Here is a 16,344-nt window from a genome sequence, read left to right on the forward strand (position 1 = left end):
CTATTCTAATACAAAATTTTACCTGCATTTATCCTATAAAAATTAGCATCAATTGACTTTAGAAAATTACTAGTTTCAGTTGTAGTAATAAATGTCTGTAAATTTTTTAGTGAGTAAAGTAAATATCTACTTCTATTTGAATCTATTTCAGAAAAAACATCATCTAAAAGAAGTATTGGATTTGTTTTATATAATTCTTTTATTAAATCTGCTTCAGACAATTTTAAACTAAGAACAATACTTCTCTGTTCTCCTTGAGAACCATAAGATTTAGATGAATACTTATTTATTTTAAAATCTAAGTCATCTCTATGAGGTCCAATAGTAGTGTATTTTTTTTCTATGTCCTTTGAAAGAGAAGATTTTAAAAGTTTTAGATAATTTTCTGTAAGTTCCCTTTCTTCTGTTAAAATTGGAACAGTTGACAAATAAGTAATGTTTAAATCATCTCCAGAGATGTTTTTATAATGTTTCTTTGCAATTTCATTTAATTTTTTTATTGTTTTAAGACGCATTATTATTATTTTAGTTCCATTTTTTACAATTTCTCTATCATATACATCTAAAAGATTTTTATCCGTACAAGATTTTAAAAGTTTATTTCTTTCGAATAAAAGTTTTCTATATCTATACATATAAAAATCATAATTTAGATCTATATTTGAGAGTAAATCGTCTAAAAACTTTCTTCTATCCTTTGGTGAATATTTTATCATATTGAGATCTTCTGGGCTAAATAGAACTACAAATCTAGATTTTCTATATTCTTTAGTATTTACTTTTTCATCATTTATAAATAATTTTTTATTTTCAAAATTTGAAATTTCAACCCTATAATCATCTTTAAAATTTTCTATATTGTACCTAGTTATAATACTAGAAGAATTCTCACCAATATTAATAAGATCTCTATCTTTTTGGTTTCTAAAAGAATTTGCCCTTATGGACATATAAATTGATTCCAGTAAATTAGTCTTTCCAGAAGCATTTAATCCATAAAGAACATTTATATTTTCACCTGGAATAAAATCTAAACTCTTATAATTTCTAAAATTAAAAAGTCTTAGATATTTTAGTTTCATTTCTCACCAATTATAAAATCATTTCCATTAAAGGAAATTCTATCTTTATTATATAATTTTTTACCTCTTCTTTTTTCGACTTCTCCATTTACATATACAAGGCCTTCTGAAATTACAGTTTTTGCTATTCCACCTGTTTCACAAAGACCTGTAAGTTTTAAAAAAGAATCTAATTTTATATACTCTGTGTCTATTTTAATAGTTTTCATATTTACCCCGCAAGTCTAACTGGTAAAACAAGGTATATATAGGAGTCATCATCAGATTCAGTTATTATAAGAGGATTTACAGAATCTGTAAAATTTAATGTAATTTCTTCTGATTCTAAAATTTTTACTCCATCTAAAATATATCTTGAGTTAAAAGCAATATCTAGCTCTTCTTCATTTTCAGATGTCTTTACTTTTTCAAAAACATCTCCTATTTCGGAATTACTTTTTATATCAATGTATTTATCTCGAATATTTAATTTTATTAAATTTGCTCTATCTTCTCTTGCAAGTAGAGATGCTCTTTCTACTGCAAGTTGAAATTCTTTCTTTGAAACATTAGTAGAAATCTTGTGTTCATCTCTTAATAGTGCTTTATAACTGAAAAATTCTCCGCTTAATAATGTACTGTAAAAAACAGTATCGTCAAATTTAAATACAATATTGTTTCTTGAAATATTTAAAGTTATTTCGTTTTCATCATCAATAATTTTTACAAGTTCGTTTAGTGATCTTGAAGGAATTATTACAGAATTTTCTATTCCTGTTTCTTTTTCTAATTTTTGAATTGCCATTCTAAAGCCATCCAGAGCTACAAAATTGATATAATTTTTTCTTATATCCATAAAAACTCCAGTGAATACAATTCTTGATTCATCATTTGAAACAGCAAAAGTTGTCTTTTTTACAATGTTTTTTAAATCCTTTGATGAAATATTTATCTTAGTTTCTTCTTCTACATTTGGAAGATCAGGATATTCATCAGCTTTTTGTGTAGATAAATTAAAGATAGAATCTCCACATTTTAAATTCATAATATAATTTTCTACATTTATATTTATAATGTCATTTTCAAGTTTTCTTACAATATCACCAAAAAGTCTTGAATTTATTACAATTTCCCCTTCTCTTTCAACTATTGCATTTAATTTTGTTTTAATACTTATTTCTGTATCAGTAGCTGTAAGTATTAAAGTATTATCTTTAGCTGACATTTTTATACCTTCAAGTATTTGCATAGTGGTTCTTTGAGAAATTGCTTTTTGAACTATTGAAATATGTTTTGTAAGTTCTTTTCTATTAACCTTTATTAGCATTTTTTCCTCCTAGAAAATAGAATATTAATTAGTAATAGTAGTAGGACTTGTGGATTTGTGAATAAGTCCCTTTAATACATGAATTAAAATAGAATTTTATATTGATAATATGTGGATAAGTTTTAAATTTATTAAAAATTATTAACATCTATGATTTTATTTCCTTTATTAAATTAGTAACTTCTATTTTAAATATTGGATCATCTTCTAAATCTTTAGTAATTTTATCATAAGCATGTATAACAGTAGAGTGATCTCGTCCACCAAATACTTCACCTATTTTTGGAAGAGATAAATCTGTTAATTCTCTAGTAATATACATTGCAATTTGTCTTGGATAGGCAATAGCTTTAGTTCTTTTTCTTGAATTTAAATCTTCAACATTTAATCCATATTTTTTTGCAACTTCAGACTTAATATACTCTGCAGTTATTTGTTTTTTTGCTTTTGTTTCATAAATATCTCTAAGGACAATAGCTGCAGAATCTACAGTAATTTCAGAATCTGTAAGTTTAGAGTATGCCATTACTCTGGAAAGAGCTCCTTCAAGTTCTCTGATGTTACTTCTCACATTTTCAGCGATAAAATTCATTACCTCTACACTTACTTCAAAACCTTCAGAATCAGCTTTTTTTCTCAAAATAGCAATTCTAGTTTCAAGATCAGGTGGTCCAATGTCAACTACAAGTCCCCATGCAAATCTTGAGATAAGTCTTTCTTCAAGACTTTTTATTTCTTTAGGAGGTTTATCAGAAGTTAAAACAATTTGTTTATTTTGTTCATGTAGTTCATTAAAGGTGTGAAAGAATTCTTCTTGAGTTCTATCTTTATCGGCTATAAACTGAATATCATCTATTAATAATAAATCTACTTTTCTATATTTATTTCTAAATTCTTCATTTTTATTTGTTTGAATTGAATTAATGAGCTCATTTGTAAATTGCTCACTTGTAACATACAAGATTTTTTTAGTGGGATCTTGTTCTAGTACAAAATGTCCAATAGCATGCATCAAATGTGTTTTTCCAAGTCCAACTCCACCATATATAAATAGGGGATTTGAAAAAGCATTTTGGGGATTTTCGTAGTTTTCAGAAACAGCTAAAGCTGCTGCATGGGCAAATTCATTACTCTTACCTACTACAAAAGTTTCAAAAGTATATTTTGGGTTTAACCTTGAAACATTTAAAAAGTTGTTATTTATTAAACCTGCTGGGTGAGAATTTTCAGCTTCATCTTCTGAAATAATACTTATATTAAAATCAATACCAGTTATTTCTTTTAAAGCATCTCCCACAAGATCGAAATGCCTTTTGTTGTTTGCAAGATAATCTCTTATAAAGGGGGATGGAACTGTAATGACAATTTTTTTATTGTCATAATCTATTGATTTAGGAAGCATTCTGGAAAACCAAGTGGAATATGTAACTTGAGACATAGATCTTTTTTCAAGTTCTTTTAAGAAAGATTCCCACATAGTGGAAAGTTCTTTGTCCATAGTTCCTCCTTATTAACAATTTATATAGTGTGCATAAATTTTAGTAAATAAATAAATCTGCAATTGTGAATAAATTTGTGGATAAATATTTATAAACAGGATAACTTTAGTAAATTTGTTTATAATTTCTTGTAAAAAAATGATTATTTACGTATTTATAAAAATAAAAATGAAATTATCAACACTTTATCAACAGAATGTTAATAATTTTATTTATAAACAATTTTATTTTTATAAACATACACACAGCATTTATCCACATATATTTTAACAAATAACATTGTACTTATCAACAATATGCTTTTTATGAGATTTTATATTTTTATAAACAAATTAAAAATTTTTAAATATTTCTTAATCACAAAGTCTAGTTATAAATTTTATTTAATTGCCTATATTACTTGACAACTAAGCTATTTATAAATAAAATTATAAAGATAGAAAGAGGTGAGAATTTTGAAAAGAACTTATCAACCAAAAAATAAACAAAGAAAAAGAGAACATGGTTTTCGTTCAAGAATGAGAACTAGATCAGGTAGAGCTGTTATCAAAGCAAGAAGAAGAAAGGGAAGAAAAAGACTTTCAGCTTAGGTTTTATAATGAAGGATTGTTATTTAAAAAAGAATAGTGAATTTCAAAGGGTTTACGCTAATAAAAAAATTTCTGGTTCAAAATATATTACTCTTTTCACTGCAAAGAATAATAGAGATTATCCTAGATTCGGAATAACTACAACGAAAAAAATTGGAAACGCAGTAGAGAGAAATTTTGCAAGAAGAAGATTAAAACACCTACTAAGAGAGAATTCTCATAAAATAAAGTCAGGTTATGATTATGTTTTTGTTGTCAAAAAAGATGCTTGTGATGCTGATTTTAAAGACTTTAGGAATTCTTTTTTTTCTGTTCTAAAAAGACAAAAGAAGGTTATTAAATGAGAAAATTTTGTATGCTTTTAATAAGATTTTATCAAAAATTTATTTCAAAATATATTTTACCAGGAAGACACTGTAGGTTTACCCCAACTTGTTCACAGTACAGCTATGAGGCCTATGAAAAGTATGGTTTTTTTAAAGGAACTTATCTTACTGTTAGAAGACTTTTAAAATGCCATCCATTTCACGAAGGCGGTTACGATCCTCTCATTTAATATTGGAGGAAATTATTAATGCGTGCAATTAGTTCTATACTTGGTGTATTTGTAAAGTTTATTTACGATGGACTTGCATCAATTATGCCACATGAACCAGCTCAAGTTTCATTTTTTGCACTTTCTATAATTATAGCTACTATAATTATTAAATTTCTTATTTTGCCACTAAATATTTCTCAGATGAAAAATCAAAAGAAAATGGCAAAGTTACAACCAGAACTAAAAAAAATACAACAAAAGTACAAAAATGATCCTCAAACTTTGGCTGCTAAACAACAAAAACTTTATAAAGATGCAGATTACAATCTTGCTGGAGGATGTCTTCCTATGATTATTACAATGGTTGTTTTAATTGCTTTTTATAGAGTATTTTTAAATCCACAAACCTTTGCTTTTAAAGATCCTGGATTTTATGAATCCATGAATAAAAATTTCTTTTATATTGAAAATATTGATCATATAGATCCTACACTTATAATGCCTATTGTTTCTGCGCTAACAACTTTTTTAGTAAGTTTTATTACTACTAAAAATCCTGCAACGCAAAGTGCGGAGAATGATCAAGCAAAGTCAATGATGATGACTATGATGGTTGCAATGCCAATTTTAATTTTTTCAATGGCTAGAAAATATGCAGCTGGTCTTGTTATTTATTGGACTGTTTCTAATATTTTTTCAATAGTCCAACAGCTTATCACTAATAAGCTTGTGGAAGATGAAGTTGATGATGTTGAAGAAGTTAAGGGTAAGGGTAAAAAATGAATTATGTAATTAAGACGGGAAAATCCATAGATGAAGCAGTAAGAGAGGCTCTAACCGAATTAAATATAAATAAAGAAGATGCAAACATTCAAATTTTGGATGAAGGTCAAAAAGGATTTTTAGGACTTATTGGTTCTAAAGATGCTACAGTAAAGGTTTGGCCTAAAGAAGATGAAAATAAAAATATTTTAAACGATATATTTAATGAGGATTTAGAAAAAGAGAAGAGCCAAGATGAAGTTCTAGATACTTATAATGAACTTAAATTTGAAAATAATGATAATTCTAATGAAATTTCTTATGAAAAAACTGAGGATATTATAAGTGAAGAAGAAAAAAAGACAAGTATTGAAGAAGAAAATGAAGAAATTTTAAGTACTGCAAGAGAATTTATGACTAAAATACTTGAAACTTTGGAACTTGAAAATATTATAGAAATGGAATTAGAAGAAAATACTTTACACATAAATGTAAATGGAGACGAAAATAGACTTGGAATTTTAATTGGAAAAAGGGGCGTAACTCTTGATTCAATCCAATATATTTTAAATTTAATAGTAAATAAAAAGTCTTCAAGATATATTAGAGTAAGTTTGGACTCTAGTGGATATAGAGAAAAGAGAAAAGAAACTCTTACAAATCTTGCTGAGAAAATGGCAAAGAAAGTTATTAAAACTGGAAGAAGTGTAAGGCTTGAGCCTATGAATTCTTATGAAAGAAAAATTATTCATACAGCTTTGCAAGATTTTGAAGGGGTTTTAACACATTCAGAAGGAAAAGATCCTTTTAGAAAAGTAGTAATTCAAAAAGAAAGAAAATATTGAAAAATATTTAAGGAGGCTTATTTTAAAAGCCTTCTTTTTTATTTTATATAGTTGTAGTAATATATTTTAAAAGGACTGATTTAATGGGAAATTTAAATGATACTATCGCAGCAATTTCTACTGCAATTGGAGAAGCTGGAATTGCAATTGTGAGAATTAGTGGCGATAAATCAATTGATATAATAGATGATATTTTTGTTTCTGCAAATGGAATTAAAATAAGGGATGCGGAAAATAGAAAATTTTTGTACGGACATATATGTGATGAAAAAAAGCAAATTGATGAGGTTTTAGTAGTTAAAATGAAGGGACCTCATTCTTATACATCTGAAGATATTGTAGAAATTCACTGTCATGGCGGAATTGTTTCAGTTAAAAGAATTTTAAATTTAGTTTTATCAAAAGGTGCAAGACTTGCTGAAAGAGGAGAATTTACTAAAAGAGGATTTTTAAATGGAAGAATTGATCTTACTCAAGCTGAAGCTGTAATAGATATGATAAAGGCAAAGACAGATATTTCTTTTGACATGGGATTAAATCAACTTGGTGGAGCTTTAAGTGATGTTTTAAACGAGTTAAAAGATGAGCTTATTTCTATGCAGGCTCTTATTGTTGCTAACATTGATTTTCCAGATGAGGATATTGAAAATGCAGCATATAATGATTTAATTGTAAGAAGTGAAAAAATCATAGGCAAGATGGATGAACTACTTGAAAATTCTAAAAATTCTAGACTTTTAAGAGATGGAATTAATACAGTTATTTTAGGAAAACCAAATGTTGGTAAAAGTTCTCTTTTAAATGGACTTCTAAAGTATGATAGAGCAATAGTAACAGATATTGCGGGAACTACAAGAGATGTAATAGAAGACTATATAAATTTAGATGGAGTTTTATTAAAGATTGCAGATACTGCAGGAATAAGAGAAACTGAGGATGAAGTTGAGAAAATAGGTGTAAATATTGCAAGAGAGAAGTTATCAGAGGCAGATCTTGTAATTGCAATTTTTGATATATCTCGTGAATTCGATTCTGATGATAAAGAAATTTTAAATTTAATAAAAGATAAGAAACATATTATTATTTTAAATAAAGACGATTTAGAACAAAAAATTACAGACGCGGAGATAGAAAAATATTTTAAAGATGATTATCTAAGACTTTCTGTAATGGAAAATAAATCTGTAAAAAAAGTAGAAGAATTAATTTTAGATTTGTTTTTCGACGGAGAGCTTCAAATTTCATCTGATATGGTACTTTCAAATTTAAGACATATAAATGCATTAAGGGAAGCAAAAAAAGACCTTTTAGAGGTAAATGAGAGTTTAAATAAAAAAGTGTTTTTAGATTTAATTGAAGTTGACTTAGAAAATGTCATTGCACATATTTCAGAAATAACAGGGGCAATTACGACAGAAGATATTTTAGACAGAGTATTTTCTGATTTTTGTATAGGAAAGTAGGTAAAAATGTCAGAAATAAATTATTTTGAAGCTGGAGAATTTGACACAATAGTTATTGGAGCAGGTCATGCTGGAAGTGAAGCTGCCCTTGCATCTGCAAGACTTGGTGTTAAAACTTTATTATTGTGTATAAATTTAGATTCTATTGCACAAATGAGTTGTAATCCAAATATAGGAGGAACTGGTAAGGGTCATCTAGTTCGTGAAATTGACGCATTAGGTGGCGAAATGGCAAAAAATATTGACAAAACTTTTATCCAGTCGAGAATGTTAAATACTTCAAAGGGTCCAGCTGTCCATTCTTTAAGAGTGCAAGCTGACAAGAGAAAATATCATGAAGAAATGAAAAGAGTTCTCGAAAATGAAAATAATTTGTATCTCGTGCAGGATGAAGCAATAAAAATTTTAAGAGAAGAAAATAAGATTACTGGGGTTTTGACAAGAAATGGTGCAAAGTATAACGGAAAATGTGTAATCATTTGTAGTGGAACTTATTTAAGAGCAAGAGTTTTTATGGGAGAAGTAAATTATTCATCTGGTCCAAGTGGTTTTGGGCCTTCAAATTATCTTTCTGAAAGTTTAGAAAAAGATTTTGGAATGGAACTTCAAAGATTAAAGACGGGTACGCCAGCAAGAGTACTTAGAAAATCAATAGATTATTCTGTAATGAAGGAACAAGTAGGAGATGAAGAAATTGTTCCATTTTCTTTTGTAAATATTGACAAAAAATTTGATAAGAATCAAGAACTTTGCTACTTAACTTATACGACAGAAAAGTGTCACGAAATAATAAGAAATAATATAGATAGATCTGCTCTTGCACTTGGTGATATTGAAGGAAAAGGACCAAGATATTGTCCTTCAATTGAAGATAAAGTTATGAGATTTTCTGATAGGGATTCACATCAAGTTTTTATTGAGCCAGAAGGTCTTACCACTGATGAGATGTATATTCAAGGAGTTTCATCATCGCTACCAGTAGAAGTGCAACATCAATTTTATAAAGAAATAATCGGAATGGAAAATTGCAAGATTTTAAGACCTGCTTATGCTATAGAATATGATGCAATTGATGCAACTCTTCTTAAGAGAAGTTTGGAGCATATGGATTATGAAGGACTATTTTTTGCAGGTCAAATAAATGGATCTAGCGGTTATGAGGAAGCTGGAGCACAGGGAATAGTTGCTGGGATAAATGCAGCTCTAAAAGTTAAAGGAGAAGACCCTTTTATACTTGACAGATCTGAAGCTTATATTGGGGTTTTAATTGATGATTTAGTTACAAAAGGAACTCGTGAACCTTATAGAATGATGACTTCGAGAGCAGAGTATAGGTTAACTCTTAGACAAGATAATGCAGACCTTAGATTGACAGAAAGAGGAAGAGAAATAGGACTTGTCGATGATAATAGGTACGAAGGTTACCTATACAGAAAAAATGAAATAGAAAAAGAAATAAAACGAATTAAAAAAATTCAAATAAATCCAACATCAAAAAACAATGAAATTTTAAAGAAACTAGGGTCTACTGAAACACAAAATTCTTTTTCTTTATACGAACTTATAAAAAGGCCAGAACTTGATTATAAAAAACTTATAGTTTTTGATCCAGATAGGCCTTTAGTAAGAGATGATATTATAAGAAATGTAGAAATAGAAATAAAATACGAAGGATATATTAAAAAACAAGAGATACAAATAAATCAGTTTAAAAAACTTGAAAATAAAAAACTTTCAAAAGATATAGATTATAAAAACATTGAAGGACTTAGAATTGAAGCAAGAGAAAAATTATCAGACATAAGACCAGAATCAATAGGGCAAGCATCAAGAATAACAGGAGTATCACCTGCTGATATAAATGTACTTTTAATATATCTTGAACAAAAGAGGAGAAAAAATGAATTTAGCTGATTATTTTGAGGAATATAAACTTAACGCTGAAAATATATATAAATTTGAAAAATATAAAGACCTTATATTAGTTTATAATAAACACACTAATCTTACTAGAATAACTGAAGATGACGATTTTAATGTGAAACATTTTTTGGATTCCCTCTCTTTGTTTAAAACGGGATTATTTGATGAAAAGAAGAAAGTGATTGATATAGGAACTGGAGCAGGATTTCCAGGAGTACCTTTAAAATTATACAATGAGGACTTAGACATAACTCTTCTTGATTCATTGAGGAAAAGAATAGATTTTTTGGAGGGTGTTATAGAAGAACTAGGATTAAAAAATATAAAAGCTATTCATGCAAGGGCAGAAGAAATTGCAAGAGATGAAAAATGTAGAGAAAACTATGACATTGCAGTTTCTAGAGCTGTTGCAAATTTATCTACATTAACGGAGTATTCGATGGGATTTGTAAAAGTTGGAGGATACTTTATATCTCAAAAAGGGCCAGAATATAAAGAGGAACTAAAAAAAGCAGATAGAGCAATCAAATTGATGGGCGGAGAAGTAGAAAAAGTTATTCATACACCACTGCCATCAGATATTGATCATTATATAATTGTAATAAAGAAAATAAAGTCGACAGATAAAAAATATCCGAGAGGTGGAGGAAAACCAAGAAAATCTCCATTATAATTAATGCTCCACGTGGAGCATTACAAAAACAAAAAAATGCTCTACGTAGAGCATTCCCCAAAAATTTTTGGGGTTATTTTTTTGTAAATCTTTAAAAAAATTTTTAAACATGGTATTATTGATGATATAGAAATGAGGTAAGAAATGTCTGTTGTAATTACAGTTTTTAATCAAAAAGGTGGTGTTGGTAAGAGCACCACCGTTATAAATTTAAGTTCTGCATTAGCTCTTCGAGGGAAAAGAACGCTTATAATTGACATGGATCCACAGGGAAATTCAACTTCGGGACTTGGAGTTTATGAATTTAAAAATATGATTTATGATTTTTTAATAGATGAAAAAGTAGATTCTATTTATAAAACAGGATTTAGTAAGCTTGATATAATCCCATCTAATGGAGAGTTTGCTGGAGTTGAAATTGAACTTGCTAGATGCGAAGATTGGCAATTTAAGTTAAGAAAAATGCTAGATAAAGTAAAAGATAATTACGATTATGTAATAATAGATTCGCCACCTTCATTGGGAATTTTATCTATGATGTCTTTAGTTGCAAGCGACAAAATACTTATTCCAGTTCAATGCGAATATTATGCACTTGAAGGGGTTTCACAACTTATGGATACTATAACTCTTGTAAAAGATAATTTCAATCCAAATTTAAATATTTTAGGAATAGTGATGAGTATGTATGATGGAAGGACAAATCTTTCTAATCAAGTTGTTGAAGAGGTAGAAAAATTTTTCAAAGATAAAGTCTTTAAAACGTACATACCGAGAAATGTAAGACTTGCTGAAGCTCCAAGCTTTGGGATGAACATTTTCGATTATGACAGTAAGTCTAAAGGTGCAAAAGCATATATAGATCTTGCAAAGGAAGTTATAGGTGAAGTAAATGGCGAAGAAAAATAGTCTTGGGAGAGGAATTGGAAATTTTTTAAATTCAAGTGAAAAAATTAGAGAAGTTATTGAAGAAGATAACACTAAACTTTTAGAAGTTGATATTAGTGATATTGTTCCAAATGAAGATCAACCTCGTAAAAACTTTGATGAAGATGAACTTTATGATTTATCTAAATCAATTAAAAAGTATGGAATAATTCAGCCACTCTTATTGAAGAAAAAAGGAGAAAAATATGAAATAATTGCTGGAGAAAGAAGATTTAGGGCTGCCGCAAATGTTGGAGTTGTAAAAGTTCCTGCAATAGTCAAAAATGTTTCTGATGAAATTTCTGATAGAATTTCTATAATAGAAAATATTCAGAGAAAAGATTTAAATCCAGTTGAAGAAGCTATGAGTTATAAACATCTTTTAGATTCTCAAAATTTAACTCAAAAGGAACTTGCAGATGAAATTGGGAAAAGTAGACAGTATGTGGGCAATACTATTAGACTTCTTAATTTAGATCCACGAGTGTTAAAATTATTAGAGGAAGGCAAATTAAGTACATCTCATGGAAAAAATTTATTATCTATAAAAAATGGAGATAAACAATATAAAGAAGCTCAAAAGATTGTAAAAAATTCTGTACCAGTGAATAAAAAAATTTCTACAAAAAAATCTGTTGAGAAAGAAGAAAAAGAAGATATTTTTTGGGAAGATGTCAGAAATGAAGTTGAAAGATCTCTTGGTACAAAGGTCAATTTTAGCAAAAAGGGAAAAGTTGGAAAAATTGAGATTGAGTATTATGGAGAAGAAGATCTCTCTAGGATAGTTGAACTTATTTTAGAAAGAGAGTGATAAAATGAAAAGATTTTATACGACTTATTTGGTTTCAGCTTTTTCAGATAGATCATTTATGGGGAATTCCACTGGAGTAGTAATAGATGATGGAAGACTCACTGATTCTGATATGATAAATATTGCAAAAGATATAAATCAATCTGTACTTGTAGTTGTAAGAGAACTTGATAGAGATAGGTTTTTGACTAGATTTTTTACACCAAAGGGAGAGATAAATTTATGTGGTCATGCTACAGTTGCAACGTTTTATGCTCTTGCAGAAAATGAATATATTAAAAGCCAAGAGTCTGGAATAAAAAAGATAATTCAACACACGAAAATTGGGAAAATACCTGTTGAGTTGGAATATAGCAACTCTAAAATAAAAAATGTTTATATGAATTTAGACATTAAATTGAAGGAAGAATTTAAAAATGTAGAAAAAGTTTTAAGAATTTTAGATTTAGAAGAGGAAAATATAGGACTTTCTATATCAGAAAGTTCAAAAGTAGAGAAAATCTCTACTGGGACTTGTGATATATTAGTTCCAGTAAAAGATGAAAAAACTCTCTCTTCTATAAAGCTTGACAAAAAAGAAGCACTGGAACTTTCTGATATGGAAGATATAATTTCTATTCACGTTTTTACAACAGAAGATGGAATAGAAATTAAACAGAGAACTTTTTCTCCAATTATTGGAGAGGACGAAGAATTTGGAAGTGGAACCTCTACTGCTGCGACTATGCACTACTTAAATGCAAATAAAATTACAGAAAGTAAATTTATTTCTGCAATTCAAGGTGATTATATTGGTAGAATTTCAAAAGTTTCTGCCAGTTTAACTGAGAAGGAAAATAAAATTAGAGTTGGTGGCAGAGCATATGTATTTATGAATGGAGTTTTAAGTATATAATGAGCAGAAGAGCAAAAAAATCAAGTAAATCTAAAATTGTTTTAGTTATATTTTTTGTTGTCATATTATTTTTTGGAATTAGTTTAGTTTCATCTAGAAATAAAATTGTAGATATTAATCCAAAAGATGTTGATTATATTGAAATTATTGGATTTAAAACAGATAATATGAAAACAATAAAAGATGAGAAAACAATAAATAAAATAGTAAAAGATCTCAATAGTTTGAGGGGAAAACAAGCAAATAAGGATACTAATTCTGAAATTAGTAATTATATAAATGTTTATTTTACAAGTGGAAATAAAATTTCTTTTGTAAAATCAGGATTTACTCTAAGAGTAAATAACATTTATTATAATATTAACTCCAAAGATTCAAAAGTCATTGACAATATTATAGAAAGATACGGAAGATAGTTTGAAAATTGAACTATCTTCTTTTCTATTTGTGGACAAAAATTTATATTTATAAAAATGTGAATAAGTTATATAAAATATAATAATAAAGATGTGAATAAGATACAGATTATAAAAAGTAACCGTAATAAAGCAAAATTAAATGCACAAATGTATATAAGTAATTAAAAATGTGGATAAAATTTAAAGTATAATAAAAATATATCTTTTATAGGGTATAGAAATTATATTTATCCACAAAAAAATAGCTCGCATAATTGAGCTATTAAAACTTTTATAAAAATATTTAAATTACATAGTTTTTTTATCTTCAGGTAAAAATGAATCAACAATACCAAGAATTAAAGCACCAATAACAGCACCTAATCCAGAAACGGTAAATCCGTCGACAATTTTTCCTGTTATAAATAAAATAATTGCAGCTACTATAAATCCAGTTGCACCTCTACCAAAAGGTGATGCGTCAACACCTGTAAATTTATTTATAGCCCAATCTAAGATGCCAATTACGATACCTGCCATTATGGCTGTAGAATAACCATCAGTTTGAATACCTATTGATAGTGCAGAAGTTATAAGAATAGCTAATCCACTAACCAAGATTTTTACAATTAGTTTTAACATTATCTTCCCTCCCAATCTATATATAACCGATAAACTTAAAAATAAACAATTTTTATCTAATGGGTATAAAAATATTGGAGGGATAAAATGAAATTTGTGAAAATAGAGGTTTTTGTACCAAGAGAAGATGCAAAAAAATTAATGAAAGGTATAAATGAAGGAGGATTTTTAGAAGAAGAAAATTATGATTTTTGTTATTCAGAAACAAAGGTTATTGGTCATTTTAGACCGATAACTGGAGCAAATCCATATATTGGAACTGTTGGAAGTATTGAAGATGTAGAAGAAAATAAAATTGAGTTTAGGATAAAAAAAGATGATTTGGATGAGGTTTTAAAGATTATAAAAAGAATTCATCCATATGAAGTTCCAGTTATAAATGTGATTGAATTATTGTGAAAGTTTTTTTAAAATACAAAAATTTATTAAAAAACTCACTTGTATTGCAAGTGAGTAGTGGCGTCCACGAGAGGAGTCGAACCTCCGACCCCACGCTTAGGAGGCGTGTGCTCTATCCAACTGAGCTACGTGGACTTATAAAATATATTTTATAAAAATTATTGAGAAGTGTCAATTTATTTTAGACACTTCTTTTTATAATATGGTTTAAATATAAAAGTTAAGCAGCTTTTTCAATATTTACAAATATTTCTTCAAAGACTCTCTTAAATTTATTTATCATTCCCTGCTCATAAACTTTTTCTTTTACGATTAAGTCAGTTTTATATATTAATTCATTATTTTTATAAAAACTAATCTTTCCAACAGGACTTCCTGCTTCTATTGGAGCTTCCAAATTTTCATCAATATTTATTATTTCTTTTAATTTTTCATTTGATTTTGACAAAACATAGCCAACTTCTTTTTGATATATAGGAATATTTTTGTCTTGAGAATTTGGAATTTCTATAGTTCTCACTTCTTTTTCTGTGTCGCCTATTGCATTGTAACAATATTCTTCAAAACCTCTTGTTATAAGTCTTTTACATGCGACAAATCGTTCAAAATCAGAATTTGAGCCAGTTGTTATTCCAATAAGGCGCATATCTTTTGATTTATGTTTTTCGCCCTTTTTAAGACCAGTCAAGATGACACATCTTCCAGCAGCGTTAGTATAACCTGTTTTTAATCCATCTACTTCAGGAACAATTCCAAGGACAGGGTTTGTGTTATATTCAATAAAATTTCTCGAAGGTTCTTCTAACTTCGTTATTGTAGTGTATTTTAAAATTTCTGGATGAAATTTTAAAAGTTCTGAGGCAAGTTTAAACATTTCACGAGTTGTCATCTTATTGTAGTCTAAAATTTCATAATCAGTAAGTCCAGTTGGATTTACCATATGTGCATTTTTAAGTCCAAGTTCACCGCACTTATAGTTCATCATTTTTACAAAATTATCAGTAGAACCAGCGATGTGTTTTGCTAAAGCTGTAATGGCATCATTGCCTGATACCACAAGAGAAGCTTTAAGGAGTTTTTCTACACTAACTTTATCGCCTGCTTTTAATTTAAAAGAAGATCCATTTAGCATTGCCACCTCGTGATCAATTTCAACCTCGTCATTTAGAGAAATTGATCCATCTTCAATTTTATCTAACACTACAAAAATTGATACAAGTTTTGATGTAGATGCCATGGCACGAACCTCATCTAAATTGTAACCCTCAATGATTTCTCCAGACTTAAAATCTCCCAAGAGGTATGATTTAGTCAAGCTTTCCATGGGAAGTTGCTCCAGATTTTTAATTTTATCTGCCTCGTATTGATTTGCTTTTTGAACTCCTTTATCTGTTGGAACTAAAAAATCTTTATTTCTTACTGCGTTTGGATCTATTTCAGAGTTTTGTTCTGGAAGATTTATATTAGAATCTATTATTTTATTTGTATTATTTTCTTTTTTTATGTTTTCCTCTGCAAATACATTTAGAGGAAGAGAAAAAATAAAAATAATTGCATATAAGTACAGAAGTATTTTCTTCATCTTACACCT

19 protein-coding genes and 1 tRNA gene are annotated in these 16,344 nt (G+C 28.1%); 13 read left to right on the forward strand and 7 right to left on the reverse strand.

The features are described from left to right. Positions 1 to 5: 5 nt before the first annotated feature. From recF to dnaA, 4 genes are all read right to left on the reverse strand, one after another. Positions 6 to 1,082 carry a DNA replication/repair protein RecF gene (gene recF, locus BQ5450_RS06005; RefSeq protein ID WP_071126287.1) on the reverse strand — a complete coding sequence of 359 codons (1,077 nt, stop codon included), beginning with the start codon at positions 1,080 to 1,082 and terminating at the stop codon, positions 6 to 8. After that, positions 1,079 to 1,291 carry a S4 domain-containing protein YaaA gene (gene yaaA / locus BQ5450_RS06010; RefSeq protein ID WP_010245335.1) on the reverse strand — a complete coding sequence of 71 codons (213 nt, stop codon included), beginning with the start codon at positions 1,289 to 1,291 and terminating at the stop codon, positions 1,079 to 1,081. Before yaaA ends, recF begins: the two co-directional genes overlap by 4 nt. A 2-nt stretch (positions 1,292 to 1,293) precedes the next feature. Continuing rightward, positions 1,294 to 2,388: a DNA polymerase III subunit beta gene (gene dnaN, locus BQ5450_RS06015; RefSeq protein WP_071126288.1), complete on the reverse strand. Its 1,095-nt coding sequence runs from the start codon at positions 2,386 to 2,388 to the stop codon at positions 1,294 to 1,296. Positions 2,389 to 2,536: 148 nt separating this feature from the next. Continuing rightward, positions 2,537 to 3,886, reverse strand: coding sequence for a chromosomal replication initiator protein DnaA (gene dnaA / locus BQ5450_RS06020; RefSeq protein ID WP_010245331.1), 1,350 nt, complete (start codon positions 3,884 to 3,886; stop codon positions 2,537 to 2,539). Positions 3,887 to 4,342: 456 nt separating this feature from the next. Here dnaA and rpmH point away from each other — a divergent pair, with 456 nt between their 5' ends. The 12 genes from rpmH (at position 4,343) to BQ5450_RS06080 (ending at position 13,730) form a co-directional block, all read left to right on the forward strand. Further along, complete coding sequence (gene rpmH / locus BQ5450_RS06025) at positions 4,343 to 4,477, forward strand: 50S ribosomal protein L34 (RefSeq protein ID WP_010245328.1); 135 nt, start codon at positions 4,343 to 4,345, stop codon at positions 4,475 to 4,477. Positions 4,478 to 4,485: 8 nt separating this feature from the next. Beyond that, positions 4,486 to 4,821 (forward strand): ribonuclease P protein component, encoded by a 336-nt coding sequence (gene rnpA / locus BQ5450_RS06030; RefSeq protein WP_010245323.1) that lies wholly within the window; start codon positions 4,486 to 4,488, stop codon positions 4,819 to 4,821. Beyond that, entirely contained in the window at positions 4,818 to 5,033 is a 216-nt protein-coding gene (yidD, locus tag BQ5450_RS06035) for a membrane protein insertion efficiency factor YidD (RefSeq protein ID WP_010245320.1), read from the forward strand. The genes rnpA and yidD overlap by 4 nt, the downstream gene beginning before the upstream one ends. A gap of 18 nt (positions 5,034 to 5,051) precedes the next feature. Then, positions 5,052 to 5,798 (forward strand): YidC/Oxa1 family membrane protein insertase, encoded by a 747-nt coding sequence (locus BQ5450_RS06040; protein ID WP_071126289.1) that lies wholly within the window; start codon positions 5,052 to 5,054, stop codon positions 5,796 to 5,798. Then, positions 5,795 to 6,622, forward strand: coding sequence for an RNA-binding cell elongation regulator Jag/EloR (gene jag / locus BQ5450_RS06045; protein WP_071126290.1), 828 nt, complete (start codon positions 5,795 to 5,797; stop codon positions 6,620 to 6,622). Before BQ5450_RS06040 ends, jag begins: the two co-directional genes overlap by 4 nt. Positions 6,623 to 6,705: 83 nt before the next feature. Further along, a complete protein-coding gene (gene mnmE / locus BQ5450_RS06050) occupies positions 6,706 to 8,085 on the forward strand; it encodes a tRNA uridine-5-carboxymethylaminomethyl(34) synthesis GTPase MnmE (protein ID WP_071126291.1) in 1,380 nt (459 codons plus the stop codon). 6 nt (positions 8,086 to 8,091) lie between these two features. Further along, positions 8,092 to 9,999: a tRNA uridine-5-carboxymethylaminomethyl(34) synthesis enzyme MnmG gene (gene mnmG / locus BQ5450_RS06055; protein WP_071126292.1), complete on the forward strand. Its 1,908-nt coding sequence runs from the start codon at positions 8,092 to 8,094 to the stop codon at positions 9,997 to 9,999. Then, on the forward strand, positions 9,986 to 10,681 hold the full coding sequence (gene rsmG, locus BQ5450_RS06060) for a 16S rRNA (guanine(527)-N(7))-methyltransferase RsmG (protein ID WP_071126293.1): 696 nt from the start codon (positions 9,986 to 9,988) through the stop codon (positions 10,679 to 10,681). The genes mnmG and rsmG overlap by 14 nt, the downstream gene beginning before the upstream one ends. Positions 10,682 to 10,825: 144 nt before the next feature. Beyond that, entirely contained in the window at positions 10,826 to 11,590 is a 765-nt protein-coding gene (locus BQ5450_RS06065) for a ParA family protein (protein ID WP_071126294.1), read from the forward strand. Continuing rightward, the gene (locus BQ5450_RS06070; protein WP_010245305.1) at positions 11,574 to 12,419 is read left to right on the forward strand and encodes a ParB/RepB/Spo0J family partition protein; all 846 of its coding nucleotides are present in this window, start codon (positions 11,574 to 11,576) and stop codon (positions 12,417 to 12,419) included. The genes BQ5450_RS06065 and BQ5450_RS06070 overlap by 17 nt, the downstream gene beginning before the upstream one ends. A gap of 4 nt (positions 12,420 to 12,423) precedes the next feature. Then, complete coding sequence (locus BQ5450_RS06075) at positions 12,424 to 13,314, forward strand: PhzF family protein (protein ID WP_071126295.1); 891 nt, start codon at positions 12,424 to 12,426, stop codon at positions 13,312 to 13,314. Beyond that, positions 13,314 to 13,730, forward strand: a complete 417-nt coding sequence (locus BQ5450_RS06080; protein WP_071126296.1) for a hypothetical protein — start codon at positions 13,314 to 13,316, stop codon at positions 13,728 to 13,730. Before BQ5450_RS06075 ends, BQ5450_RS06080 begins: the two co-directional genes overlap by 1 nt. A 291-nt stretch (positions 13,731 to 14,021) precedes the next feature. On the opposite strand, the gene BQ5450_RS06085 is transcribed toward BQ5450_RS06080, so the two are convergent. Then, positions 14,022 to 14,354, reverse strand: a complete 333-nt coding sequence (locus tag BQ5450_RS06085; protein ID WP_010245293.1) for a phage holin family protein — start codon at positions 14,352 to 14,354, stop codon at positions 14,022 to 14,024. An 87-nt stretch (positions 14,355 to 14,441) separates the two neighbouring features. On the opposite strand from BQ5450_RS06085, the gene cutA reads away from it, so the two are divergent. Continuing rightward, entirely contained in the window at positions 14,442 to 14,753 is a 312-nt protein-coding gene (gene cutA / locus BQ5450_RS06090; protein ID WP_010245291.1) for a divalent cation tolerance protein CutA, read from the forward strand. A gap of 58 nt (positions 14,754 to 14,811) precedes the next feature. Here the strand turns inward: cutA and BQ5450_RS06095 are convergent. Continuing rightward, positions 14,812 to 14,888: transfer RNA gene (locus BQ5450_RS06095), tRNA-Arg, on the reverse strand. 85 nt (positions 14,889 to 14,973) lie between these two features. Further along, positions 14,974 to 16,335: a D-alanyl-D-alanine carboxypeptidase family protein gene (locus BQ5450_RS06100; protein WP_071126297.1), complete on the reverse strand. Its 1,362-nt coding sequence runs from the start codon at positions 16,333 to 16,335 to the stop codon at positions 14,974 to 14,976. Positions 16,336 to 16,344: the final 9 nt, after the last annotated feature.

This window comes from Peptoniphilus lacydonensis, from assembly GCF_900106515.1.
GTDB classification, from domain to species: Bacteria; Bacillota; Clostridia; order Tissierellales; family Peptoniphilaceae; genus Peptoniphilus_A; species Peptoniphilus_A lacydonensis.

Coding starts and splice junctions, on each gene's coding strand:
- recF (WP_071126287.1), bottom strand. CDS start 1,082: ATGAAACTAAAATATCTAAGACTTTTTAATTTTAGAAATTATAAGAGT.
- rsmG (WP_071126293.1), top strand. CDS start 9,986: ATGAATTTAGCTGATTATTTTGAGGAATATAAACTTAACGCTGAAAAT.
- yaaA (WP_010245335.1), bottom strand. CDS start 1,291: ATGAAAACTATTAAAATAGACACAGAGTATATAAAATTAGATTCTTTT.
- dnaN (WP_071126288.1), bottom strand. CDS start 2,388: ATGCTAATAAAGGTTAATAGAAAAGAACTTACAAAACATATTTCAATA.
- BQ5450_RS06080 (WP_071126296.1), top strand. CDS start 13,314: ATGAGCAGAAGAGCAAAAAAATCAAGTAAATCTAAAATTGTTTTAGTT.
- mnmE (WP_071126291.1), top strand. CDS start 6,706: ATGGGAAATTTAAATGATACTATCGCAGCAATTTCTACTGCAATTGGA.
- BQ5450_RS06085 (WP_010245293.1), bottom strand. CDS start 14,354: ATGTTAAAACTAATTGTAAAAATCTTGGTTAGTGGATTAGCTATTCTT.
- yidD (WP_010245320.1), top strand. CDS start 4,818: ATGAGAAAATTTTGTATGCTTTTAATAAGATTTTATCAAAAATTTATT.
- BQ5450_RS06065 (WP_071126294.1), top strand. CDS start 10,826: ATGTCTGTTGTAATTACAGTTTTTAATCAAAAAGGTGGTGTTGGTAAG.
- BQ5450_RS06070 (WP_010245305.1), top strand. CDS start 11,574: ATGGCGAAGAAAAATAGTCTTGGGAGAGGAATTGGAAATTTTTTAAAT.
- mnmG (WP_071126292.1), top strand. CDS start 8,092: ATGTCAGAAATAAATTATTTTGAAGCTGGAGAATTTGACACAATAGTT.
- cutA (WP_010245291.1), top strand. CDS start 14,442: ATGAAATTTGTGAAAATAGAGGTTTTTGTACCAAGAGAAGATGCAAAA.
- dnaA (WP_010245331.1), bottom strand. CDS start 3,886: ATGGACAAAGAACTTTCCACTATGTGGGAATCTTTCTTAAAAGAACTT.
- jag (WP_071126290.1), top strand. CDS start 5,795: ATGAATTATGTAATTAAGACGGGAAAATCCATAGATGAAGCAGTAAGA.
- BQ5450_RS06075 (WP_071126295.1), top strand. CDS start 12,424: ATGAAAAGATTTTATACGACTTATTTGGTTTCAGCTTTTTCAGATAGA.
- rnpA (WP_010245323.1), top strand. CDS start 4,486: ATGAAGGATTGTTATTTAAAAAAGAATAGTGAATTTCAAAGGGTTTAC.
- BQ5450_RS06040 (WP_071126289.1), top strand. CDS start 5,052: ATGCGTGCAATTAGTTCTATACTTGGTGTATTTGTAAAGTTTATTTAC.
- BQ5450_RS06100 (WP_071126297.1), bottom strand. CDS start 16,335: ATGAAGAAAATACTTCTGTACTTATATGCAATTATTTTTATTTTTTCT.